Source organism: Campylobacter concisus (assembly GCF_002092855.1).
Lineage (GTDB): Bacteria > Campylobacterota > Campylobacteria > Campylobacterales > Campylobacteraceae > Campylobacter_A > Campylobacter_A concisus_AI.
The window spans coordinates 460370-472287 of sequence record NZ_LVLC01000001.1; the positions used below are offsets into that span (position 1 = coordinate 460370).

Annotated in this window: 9 protein-coding genes; 7 read left to right on the forward strand and 2 right to left on the reverse strand. The window is 36.6% G+C overall.

What is annotated here, in order from left to right:
* The first annotated feature begins 82 nt into the window (after positions 1–82).
* Positions 83–541, forward strand: coding sequence for a methylated-DNA--[protein]-cysteine S-methyltransferase (locus A3223_RS02305; RefSeq protein ID WP_084109261.1), 459 nt, complete (start codon positions 83–85; stop codon positions 539–541).
* Between the two features lie 163 nt (positions 542–704).
* On the opposite strand, the gene lon is transcribed toward A3223_RS02305, so the two are convergent.
* Both lon and A3223_RS02315 read right to left on the reverse strand, forming a co-directional pair.
* Positions 705–3122 (reverse strand): endopeptidase La, encoded by a 2418-nt coding sequence (lon, locus tag A3223_RS02310; RefSeq protein WP_084108452.1) that lies wholly within the window; start codon positions 3120–3122, stop codon positions 705–707.
* 8 nt (positions 3123–3130) lie between these two features.
* Positions 3131–3778, reverse strand: coding sequence for an outer membrane protein assembly factor BamD (locus tag A3223_RS02315; protein WP_072594822.1), 648 nt, complete (start codon positions 3776–3778; stop codon positions 3131–3133).
* Between the two features lie 112 nt (positions 3779–3890).
* Here A3223_RS02315 and fliW point away from each other — a divergent pair, with 112 nt between their 5' ends.
* The 6 genes from fliW to hpf all read left to right on the forward strand — a co-directional run bounded on the left by fliW (position 3891) and on the right by hpf (position 11285).
* Entirely contained in the window at positions 3891–4274 is a 384-nt protein-coding gene (gene fliW / locus A3223_RS02320; protein ID WP_054196362.1) for a flagellar assembly protein FliW, read from the forward strand.
* A 61-nt stretch (positions 4275–4335) separates the two neighbouring features.
* Positions 4336–8553 (forward strand): hypothetical protein, encoded by a 4218-nt coding sequence (locus tag A3223_RS02325; protein ID WP_141081788.1) that lies wholly within the window; start codon positions 4336–4338, stop codon positions 8551–8553.
* Positions 8547–9242 (forward strand): type II secretion system protein, encoded by a 696-nt coding sequence (locus A3223_RS02330; protein WP_084108458.1) that lies wholly within the window; start codon positions 8547–8549, stop codon positions 9240–9242. Before A3223_RS02325 ends, A3223_RS02330 begins: the two co-directional genes overlap by 7 nt.
* The gene (locus tag A3223_RS02335; RefSeq protein ID WP_257639221.1) at positions 9239–10255 is read left to right on the forward strand and encodes a type II secretion system protein; all 1017 of its coding nucleotides are present in this window, start codon (positions 9239–9241) and stop codon (positions 10253–10255) included. The genes A3223_RS02330 and A3223_RS02335 overlap by 4 nt, the downstream gene beginning before the upstream one ends.
* Entirely contained in the window at positions 10255–10677 is a 423-nt protein-coding gene (locus A3223_RS02340) for a hypothetical protein (protein WP_072594818.1), read from the forward strand. Before A3223_RS02335 ends, A3223_RS02340 begins: the two co-directional genes overlap by 1 nt.
* A gap of 80 nt (positions 10678–10757) precedes the next feature.
* The gene (gene hpf / locus A3223_RS02345; RefSeq protein ID WP_021090930.1) at positions 10758–11285 is read left to right on the forward strand and encodes a ribosome hibernation-promoting factor, HPF/YfiA family; all 528 of its coding nucleotides are present in this window, start codon (positions 10758–10760) and stop codon (positions 11283–11285) included.
* The last annotated feature ends 633 nt before the right edge of the window (positions 11286–11918 follow it).

Consider the following 11918-nt stretch of genomic DNA (forward strand, 5'->3'; position numbering starts at 1 on the left):
GCTAGTTTTGCTTGCATTTTATCAAAAAGCAAAACAAACTAAAGTAAAATTTGCCCAAAATTTCAAATTTCAAGGAGCAAATGTGTCAAAAGCTTACCTAAAATCGCCTATCGGAATTTTGGAGATCATCGCTAGCGAAAATGGAATTTGTGAGATAAATTTTGTAGATAAATTTGAAAAAATTGCAGTAAAAGATGAAAATTTAAAGCTTTGTTTGGATGAGTTAGAGGCTTATTTTAATGGTGAGCTTAAAAAATTTAGTGTGAAGCTTGATATAAAAACAACTAATTTTAGAGCAAAAATTTACGAGGCCTTACAAAAAATACCATACGGAGAAACGACTACATACGCAGCTCTTGCACTTGCTGCAGGCCACAAAAATGCCTACCGAGCAGCAGGATCAGCCAATGCTAAAAATCCAGTGCCTATCATCGTTCCTTGTCACAGAGTGCTAGCTAGCAGTGGGCTTGGCGGATACTCGGGTGGAGATGGCTTGCCAACTAAAATCTGGCTTTTAGAGCATGAAGCAAAGCATAAATAGCTAAAAATTTACAGCAAAATAAAAGTCCGGTAAATTTTAAAATTTACAAACGAGCATATCACGGCTCTAAATAGAGTAAACAAGCTAGCCTAAATTTTTACTTCGTAGTAATTTATGAAAATTTCCTAGCCCAAAGTGAGGCCAAATGGGGCTAGGTTTTGGATTATTTTTTAGCTACAAGAGCATTTTTTAGCACATCATCGATCGTATCTACTGCGATGATCTTCATATCAGCCTTTACTTCAGCTGGGATGTCGATAAGGTCGCGATCATAGTTTTTGCGAGGTATTAGAGCTGTTTTGATGCCAGCTTTGTGTGCGGCGATGAGCTTCTCTTTTAGACCACCGATCGGTAGCACTCTACCAGTTAATGTGATCTCACCAGTCATTGCAATGTCGTGTCTTACCTTTGTATCAGTTAGTATCGATGCGATCGCAGTTGCCATCGTGATGCCAGCACTTGGGCCGTCTTTTGGTACAGCGCCCTCTGGTACGTGTAAGTGAAGATCATAGCGTCTATAAACATCGCTAGCTTCGAGCTTACGCTTATCGTCATCTAATTTTGGCACGATTGTCATAGGCACTTTTAGTTTCTTGTTGTCTATTAGCACTTTAACGACGCTAAATGCGATGTGAGCGCTCTCTTTCATCACGTCACCTAGCTGGCCGGTGATCTGCATATTGCCTTTACCTTGGATCCTGATAGCCTCGATCCTTAGTACGTCACCACCAACACTAGTCCACGCAAGGCCATTTACTAGACCTATCTGATCTTTTTTATCTGCCGGCTCGATCTCATAGACCTTTTTCTCTAAAAATTCTTTTAAATTTTTAGCCGTGACGCTGATCTTGCCTTCGTTCTTTTTGGTGAGGATATTTTTGGCGACTTTTCTTAGTATATCAGCGATCCTGCGGCGTAAATTTCGCACACCACTCTCTCTTGTGTAGTCGCTGATGATTAGCTCAAGTGCCTCTTTGCTGATGTTCACATCACTTGGTTTTAGCCCGTGCTTTTTAAGCTCCTGAGGCAAGAGATATTTTTTAGCGATCTCAAATTTCTCTTGTGGGGTGTATGAGCTAAGCTCGATAAACTCCATCCTGTCGCGAAGTGCGGCCGGGATCATGCTCACGTCATTTGCTGTGGCGATGAAGATGATCTTGCTAAGATCGATGTTAAAATTTAAGTAGTAGTCTCTAAATTTATTATTTTGCTCGGGATCTAAAATTTCAAGTAAAACCGCAGTCGGATCGCCTCTGTAGCTTCTGCCAACCTTGTCGATCTCGTCTAAAACAACCACTGGGTTCATCTGCTTGGCTTCTATGAGCCCTTGCACGATGCGGCCTGGCATAGCGCCTATATAGGTGCGGCGATGACCTCTTAGCTCGTTTACGTCCTCAAGTCCGCCAAGTGCGATCCTAACTAGTTCGCGCTTTAACGCCTTTGCGATCGAGTTTGCAAGGCTTGTTTTGCCTACGCCTGGAGGGCCTGCAAAGCATAAAATGGCGCCGTTATTTACCTTTTCTCCAACACCCCTAAGCTCTAAAAGCTCACGCAAGGCAAAATACTCCTCTATGCGCTCTTTTGGCTTTTCTAAGCTGTAGTGGTCGGCATTTAGGTGCTTGCTCACCTCGGCGATAGATGACTTTTTCTTAGCTATGTTTTCAAATGGAATTTCAAGTACCCAGTCAAGGTAGCTTTGCAAGGTGTTCGCGTCTGCTGAGTCTGGATGCATGCGAGAGAGCTTATCTATTTGTTTTTTGATCTCTTTATAGGCGTCCTCAGCCATAAATTTCTTCTTCGCATCAAGCTTTTTGCGGTACTCCTCAAGCTCCTCTTCTCGGCTCGTATCCGCTCCAAGCTCAGCTTGAATTTGCTTTAGCTGCTCTTTTAGAAAGTACTCTTTGTTCGTCTTGTCGATCTTTGAATGAACCTTGTTTTTGATCTCTTTTTGGAGCTTGTTTGCCTCGATCTCTTCAATGACGTAGTCGATGAGCTTTAGTAGGCGCTGCTCTAAATTTTCTTCAACAAAAAAGCTATAAGCAATCTGTTTTTTTAGACGAAGCGCGCTTGAAACTAGGTCGCAAACTCTGATCGCTTCAGCGCTCTCTTCGATCGTTTTTAAAAGATCAGGCGGGAAAAAGTGGCTAAACTGCGAAAGCTCTCTTACTTTTTCTCTTAAAACTACGATTAGCGCGTCAGTTTTGACCTGTGATGGGCGCTTGACATGGAGCATATCGACAATGCCACGGAGTGGGTTTATGCCTGATTGTTTTAAAATTTTACCTTTGTCGATGCCCTGAAATAATACTTTTACACGTCCGTCAGGTAGCGGCACACGGCGCATTATCGTGCCGATCACGCCTGCGTCATAGATGCCGTCAAAGTCTCTAGCGCCGTCTTGCTGGGGTTTTGTAGGCACGACAAGGATCGGTGTCTCTCCTTGTATGGCAAGCTCAAGCGCTTTTAAATTTTCTTCGTCGCTTAAAAAAAGCGGCGTTATCATAAATGGATATAAAAATAGCTCGTCCTCAACTATGATAGGGATCTCAGTTGGGAAGCCTTTATTTTCGTTTATTTGCAAAATTTCTCCTATTCAAACAGTTTTCTATACCATGCTACATCAGGTTTGATAAGATCTGAGTTTCTAAACGGCGACTCTTCTAGCTTTTGCTCGTAAATTTTGGCCGAAACATCACGACCAGTCCTATTGTAAAGATCAGCTATTTGCATATCTAGGAAATAAAGTGCAAGTTTAAATTTAATAAGCATAGTCTCGATAAGTGGCTTATATTCAGTATTTGGATACATATAAAGAAATTTCTCGATTTCTGTTACGCTATCTTCCATAAGCTTTTGGTTGCGGTTTGGCTGAGTAAATGAGTCAAAATTTGCTTTTATCTTTAGGTATTGAGCAAATTCTGTTTTTGGGCCGTTATCGCCGTATCTTTTGATGTACTCGTCAAGATAGTGATTTGCCATGAGATACTCTTCGTCATTTGCGTGAGCTTGGGCAAGGATAAGTAAAATTTGCTCCAAAAGTGGGCTTGCTACGTGTTCGCTTGCCATTGAGACATAGTGTTTATCGGCCGCTTCAAGATCACCATCTTTTATATCAGCGATAACCTGAGCATACCACTCATCAGGAGTTAGATTGTAAAGCTCGGTATATTTTTCAGCACAACCACTAAAAAGCCCTAAAAGAGCTACAACTGCTAGAAATTTAGAAAATCTTTTCATGCTTTTCCTTAAAAAGTTTAAATCCTCGTATTCTACATTTTTTGCTATTATTTTTGTATAAATTTTTTAAAACTATGATAAAATACGGTAACTTTACAAAATAGGAGTTAGTATGATTTTTAGCGTTAAAAGCCCTATTTTAGGCTTTGAGCATATCAAGACGATGGAGTTAATTGAACTTGATAAATTTTTTGTTAAGCTAGCAAGCAAAGATGATGAGACATCTTTTACAATGATAAATCCTTTTGCATTAAGAAGCTACGAATTCGATATTCCAAGCTATTATGAAGATCTTATGGAGATTAAAGAAAGCTCTCAACTCAGAATTTATAACATTATCGTTGTTGCACTCCCGCTTGAAAAATCAACTGTAAATTTTATAGCTCCTATCGTTTGCAATATGGATAATATGACCTTATCTCAAGTCGTTTTAGACATTGCCAAATATCCTCAGTACGGGCAAGCTGAAATGATAGAAAATTTTATACAAAAATAGTAGCTAAAAGCTTTTAGAAAATCTAAGGAGAGATTTTTTATTGTTATTTAGAGGATTTGTTGTGAAGATAGTATACTTACTCTGTCTTATTGTCACGTTTGGTTTTTGTGCACCCAGAGCTTGTACGACAGCAGAAGCAGCATCTATTGGTTGTAGTGGAGCAAATTATTCTTGCTTTATAGACGCTGAAGAGTACCAAGACAACTCTTCTAAAAATATCCCACATTGCATAAGAAAATCTGATAGAACCTGGACGATAGATACCAATAGCTTTTTTTCAGGCTTAGCACAAGATCACTATCATATTTACGTTGAGCAATTTTCTCCATGGAATAAACGATCATTAATAGGTATGTGGGATGATCACTCTAAAGGCTTAAGACAAAGATCAATAAATGGAAATCTAAATACCAGAGTAAATGGAGATATAGCTACCATTGGTGCTACTATTATGATTCCACAATACGCTGGATATAATTTTGTTCCAGATCCATCTAACGTAACAAGAACATCATCTACAGCCGATAGAATATTTTTAGATACTGGTAGTTTTACGTCTAGTAATTACACACTTTGTCAAACAACATATATTTATAATCCTAGCAAGCATCCTTATTGTAAAAATTCATCCTCTTCCACGTTTGATTTTAGTGAGAAAAATACCTTTATACAAAATAATTTAAAAGGTAAAAACGTAGTCTATGCCAGGCTTTATTGGGGTGGCTCTCTTTATCAAAACTGGGCAATAAAAAATCTTGGGTCAAATTTATATGTAAGTGCTTTAAATTACATAAAAGGATATAGCAGGATTGATTTTAAAGCTCCTGGAAAAAATGCAATCACAATAGATGCTGATCCAAAAGATGTCTTTTGGTTTGGTTCATTTAGTGAGTATAAACCAAAATCAATGACTCTTGAATCATACAATCAAAACGAGTCTAATAGCTACTATGTAAAGGCTGGAATAAACTACCAATATGTAGCAAGCGCTGATGTAACAGATATAGTTAGAGATTCTCTTGGCACTAGTGAGTCAGATAGGACATTTTATGCTGGCAATATCAGATCCACTACGATTCCCTTTAGTGATGAATTTATAGACCCAAATGATGGCACATATAAGGTAAACAACTCTACTAATAGAAAACTAAAAAAAACATACGGCACGCTACTATTCTCACCAGTTCAAGGGCAAAATGGTTACTGGATACAATCCATTGCACCACAATTTGCAGCTTGGAGTTTGGTCATCATTTATGACTTTGATGATAAAACCGCTGCAGCAAACAATATAGAGCCAAAGCTTGTTAGTATATTTGATGGACTAGAAAGGCTTGCAGCAGACTGGATGAAGTCAAGCGATCCATTTGGTACTGTAAAGAGCTCAACCATAGATGTAAAATTTGAAAATATCTACACACCAAAAGCAGGAAATATAGATGCTTCGCTCACAATGTTTTCATTTGGCGGCAAGCCAGAAACAAAGGGTGAAGATATTAAGATAAAAAAAGGTGGCAGCTATCAGAGTATCACCAGCGGATATAACGCGCAAGGCGATCAGTTTAACTCAACTATGACAAAATTTGGACAACTTATAAATCCAGGTAAAAAATTTCACTCTCAAACAGACTTAGATATATTTGATATATCGGACAAAATGTCATATGCTCAAAAAGAAGCGGATATAAAATTTACAGTTACAACGATTAAAAGCTCAGGCGGTGCTAATGTCGTAAGTGCTGACCGTATAAATTTAGCTCTAGTTGGCTTTTCTTCTCGTATATACAAACCAGATGTTTGCTATATGGAGTATATTTATGCAAAAAAACCTAGCGATAGTACTTTTACAAAGGTGCAAGAAAATACACCAACGGTAGTGCCAGCAAATACTATTTTAAAAACTTTCGTTGAAGTTACAAATAATACAAATGAAGCCGCCCAAGACTTTGCACTAAAAGCCACAATAGATCCAAGCCAAATTTATAATCCAAACTCAACTTACATATACGCAGATAAAGCATCGCAAGGGCCTAGTGATCTGCTTACTATGTCAGGACAGGTACACTATAACGACAACACAGGCTTGCAGCAATTAAGCGGAAATGACTTAACTTTTTACTTAGGACAAGGTGCGGCTGCAAATAAGGGTGGAGAAATGCTAATTCATCAAGGCAACTACGCTTATGCTATATATGAAACTACCCTTAAGTCTAAATTTGAGCCAAATAGTTACAAAGCCACAGTTGCTAATGCTGATATAAATTTACAGCCCTATGACACATATATAAGAAGATGTAGCAATCAAAATTACAACATTACTTTAGGTGTTAGTGCCAGTCCAAATAATTTCGTCGCAAGCAATAGACAAGACGATGGCTCAGCAGCTTTTAAAACTAAATTTAAAAATAGACTTCTAACTAAAATCGTTTCTACGCCATTTAATGTCTATATCACGAACTATGATACAGATGGCAACAAAAAAGTACCAGATGCTCCAGTAGATGTAAAAGTAGAGTTGGTCGAGTCTTGCAGTGCTCCAACAAATTTATATGAACAAGATATAACATTTAATGGCGTAACTGATATTTTGTTATCAGGCATTAGTATTGACAGAGCCTATAAAAGCGTAAAATTTAGAATTTCTCATCTTGATCCAGTGACAAATACTACAAAGGTTGAATGTGAAAAATTAGATGATTTTACTATAAGACCAAGTCACTTTAGGCTATGGGATACTGACAAGAATACGATCAATAATAACAATGTTTTAATAGGTGGCAAAGTTTATAATAACATTGCTCTTGCGGCTATGAAACCTCTTGATAGTGGCTTAGCAAATGGCTATATAAACAACATAAGTGGCTCAAATGGAGAGATAAAACTTGTACCAGCATATAGTGCGACTTGTGATCCTAGCATTATAGAGAGTGAGAACAAACTAAGCGTAGATTTTAACGATCCAAATAAAGCATTGGGTAAAATTTTCCGTCACACATCGAGTGGACCTGTTGGCTTTTCTTACTCAGATATAGGCGATACATATTTTTATGTATTAGACAAAGACTATACAATAACTGATCAACATACACCATCAAGAGCTGATGATTGTGTAAAAAACTCAATTAGCAACGATCCATCACAAGATACTGCTCAAGAAGGAAGGATCGGATGTAGTATAAAGCTAGAAGGTAATAGAGATTATCTATTTAGGCCAAAAGATATACAAATAAGCAAGTTAAAGATAACAAAAGATAGCGATATAACATACCTTGATAATGAAGGCATACAAAAAGCAAAGCTTGACTTTGAAGTAACTGCTAGGTTGTTTAACGATGACCCTGCAAAACTTTATAATGAAGATTGCTATGCAAAAAATATGAACTTTGATATAAAACTAGATAGAGTTCCTTTAAATTTTACAGATAATGATGGCAATGCCGGTACATTAGCAAAAGCAAATGAAGAAATTTTATTTTTTGAAATTCCTGGCTCAAATACTAGAAAAGCAATAGATCCAAGTGCTACAAAATCAACATTTTATGTAGAGAAAAATACTTTTGTAAATGGCGTAGGTAAAGGTGAAGTATATTTTAATTTTGAAAGAAAAGTAAATCATGCCAAAAATCCTTTTACTATTTCAAGTAATGATTTTAGCTTTAGCGGCATGTCAGATAGCACCGATACAGTAAAAAAATATGAAAAACCAGCAACAGAAACGACAGCAAAATTTTACTTTGGTAGGGTTTATGCACCATTTTATGAAGGGCTTTATAGTGGCTTTTATGCCAAAATTTATTATGGTGCCTACTGCGATGGATGCAATAAAAATATCTATATGAAAGATAATGGCAAACTGTGGCAAGACTTTCCAGCTGCACCATTTTGGGCTACCAATCCAAAACATAACGCAGGAGTACTTAACTATCACGACTTTAGCTTTACAAACACTTACAGCGGCACTGTTTTAAGAAATGATGTAAGTAGTATAAGCAATGGCGAGCAGATAATTTTTATAAGAAACCCTTCAGCGGTTACTGATGTAGCTAAAATGAGAGCACCTAGTTGGCTTCTTTATAGTGAATTTGATGAAAAAACTGAAACAAATAATTTCAATCTAAATTTTCTAGTACCAAATGGCGAATGGGCTGGTAAAGTCCTAAAGAGCAATAATATAGAGGATAAGACAAGCAGTGCAGTTGGAGGTTTTATAGGAGTAAAATCAAATAGTGATAATAACCTAGATATAAGCGATAAGACAAACAGGAGAATAGAGTGGTAAAAAGAGGTGGCTTTTCATTGATAGAGCTTATCTTGTCAGTGCTTGTAGTAGCCATAGTAAGTGCAAGCCTGCCACTAGCGGTAAGAACTACTTCAAATTTAAGCGAGCAGTCCTTAATGCAAGAAGGACTAATGAATGCTAAAACCTATATGTCATTAATATTAAAAGCACCATTTAGCGATCAAGTATTAATAGCTGGCAAAAATACCATGCCATCATCTATAACCACTCAAGAGGCTATAATTTTTCCCCTTATTATCTGCGAGCAAGGGGCAAATCCAGATTTTTATGAAAAAAGTGGAGTAAAAGGTGAAGGGCATAGGATACTTGCATATCCAGTGCAAAATTCATCTGCGTGTGCCACAAGGCCTATTGATTCAAAGCTTCCAGAATCAATCAAAAGCGTAAATTTTAAAGTAAAATCTATCAAAAATTTCAATACCCAAAAATCTATCTCACCAACTGCTAGCACTACTAAACGCGACTTTATCATAGATACAGAAACGACTCCAACCATAACAAATGGAGCTGATAAATTTGTAGTTAGCACTCCTTTAAACGATAGTGACGTTTTACAGATAAAGCTAGATACGACTATGAAAACTACGAAAGAGAGCAAAAGCGTACTTTATGGATATGCCTTTAACATAGGTGAAAGCAGCACTTTAAGTGTAAAAGAATGGAAATGAAAAAAACAAAAAAAGCTTTTACGTTAATTGAGCTAATAATAGTCATCACCGTGCTTGGCGTTATCTCACTTATGAGCTTTAACACGCTTATGAATTTATATCAAAACTATTTTCAAAGCAAAGTAATAAACGAACTAGAAACACAAAGCGAAATCGCTCTAGAGCAAATTTCAATGCTACTTAGCCACAGAATCAAACAAAGCGTTATCGCCAGGAAAAAAAATGGAGATTATCTAGCTCTAAATGATAGTGGCGTAAATTTAAGTAGTGACTTTGAAATTTTAGAATTTATCCCAGCTGCTTATGAGCTATTTAATGGCATAAACGAATATAAAGGAGATGATACTAACGGAGATCCTATCATCGAAGAAGGCATATATAGCGGATATGTAGATCTTGCAAATAGCTCTGTTGCAAATGGATTAAAAAGCCCTGGAAGTAAATTTAATGATGCTTTTAGAAATGGCGTAATGGACTTGACCTGCGAAAATGATAGCAATGAAGAAGATGTAAATAGCGGCTCTAGGTGTATAAACGCCGATAATGAAAATGGTGGTTTAGTAGCGATATTTTCTAGCATACTTTATAGAGTTGGTAGCAGCTTTGGCTATCAAGAAAATTTAGACCAAAGGCACTTAGATATCGCAAAAGTAGGCATACAATCAATCGATACGCTTAAAATTTCAAGTGATTTTAAAAATAAAAAAATTTCAGAACAGTATAAGCTAGCTTATACAGCCATTGCCATAGCGCCAGCTGAGCAAAGTGCCGAGGATATACAAAATGGCTCTTTTGACCTTAAAATTTACTACAACTATAGACCATGGCTAAATGAAAGCTTTAAAAAATTTAGCCCAACATCTACAAAGGATATCAAAGCCGAAAGTGCAACGCTAGCTAAACACGTAACAAGATTTGTCTTTACAGAAAAAAATGGTGTCATCGCGCTAAAGCTTTGCCTTAAAGCAGAAAAATCAGAAATAACCATTTGCAAGTCAAAGGCGGTTTATTAATGAGAAAAGGATTTACATTAATAGCGGCGATATTTTTTCTAGTTGTGGCAGCTTCTATCAGTACTCTTGCTCTTTCGATAGCTAGCACATCAGCTAGACAAAGTAGTGAAATTTATCTAAGAGAGCAAGCACAGCTCGTTGCTCAAGCAGCAGCAGAGTATGCGATGTTTGAAATTTTTAGAACTGATTTTTCAAATAAATGCTTAGATAAAGTAAATGGAGAATTTAACGATATGTTCGACTTTAAAGTAAAAATAACTTACTTTGGCGATATCGGTATATGCACTCCACCGACCATCATGCCAGGAACAAACGGAGTCGCAAGTACTGGCAACATGATCTTTGATGTTTTTGTAACATCAAAAGATAAAAAAACGCCAAATCCTATAAATTTTCACAAACGAACTCTTCAGAAACTTTAAAATTTTATAAAGATTTTAGTTTAATTTGTTTTTAGTTTTAGCGTGTTATAATCATCTTACTTTCTATAAAGGAGATTACGATGAACATAAGCATTGTAGGAAAACAATTTGAGCTAACAGAGCCAATCAAAAACTATATCCAAGACGCTTTTGATACGCTTGGCAAATACAATCTCGACATCATCTCAGCAAGATGTGTTGTAGCAGCCGATGAAAAACAAGGAAAAAAAGGCTTTAATGCAGAATTTTCTCTAAATATGGCCCATAAAGACACCATAGTCGTTCGCCAAAAAGATAAAGATCTTTACGCTGCGATCGATCTTGCCATCGAAAAAGCATCAAAAGTTTTAAGAAGAGAGCATGATAAGAAATTTACTGTTAAAGGCAAGGCTGACGATAAAGAATTTCGCTCAAGAATAGGCGAAGAAAAGATCGAAGGTGTCGAGGAGATCGTGCCTATGGAGCTTGAAATTTATAAACCACTTGAAGTCGAAGAAGCACTTGAGAAACTAAAATCAAGTGATAAACAATTTTACGTATTTAACGATGTTGACGCAAAAATGCGTGTGATCTACAAAAGAACAGACGGAACTTTTGGTCTATACTAAAAATAGGGGCAGCTTTGCCCCTAAAATTTATACCGACCCACTATAAATTTCTTCCTATAGTCCAAAACCCTGCTTACAAAGACTGCTACGCCAGCAAAATGGCTTTAAATTTAAAATTTACCCAAGCGTTTGAGCGATCCTTTAAGCGTTAAAAATCCAACTATATTTTTGTAAATTTTATGAGTAATTTTTATTTAGCTTTGTTGATTAGATTATCAGAGTTATAAAAACCTTATCAAATTATCAATTTTGGTTTTTAACTCAACGTCCAAACATAATGAAAGAGTGCTTTAAAATCAAAAAGTGCCTAAAATTTTATAGAATAGATATCCCTACATAAGATAGATCTAGATACAAGAAGGATTCCCCGTAAGCCATTTTAAGAAGATCTTGGCGAACTAAATTAAAACGACATAAACTAAGTTACAGCTGGTGGAGAGCACGGCAAAGAAGTAAGTGCTGTAAAAAAGTAAGTATTTTTTAAAAAATAATTGCAAGCATCAAGATATGGAATTTTTTTATGGACTGGGAAAGCGTAGAGGAATACAGCAATAGCATAGTAGAGCAAATGAACTAAGAATACCTGATGGCGTCAGAATTTTTTTAAAGATAAAAGAGAGACAAAGCTCTCTT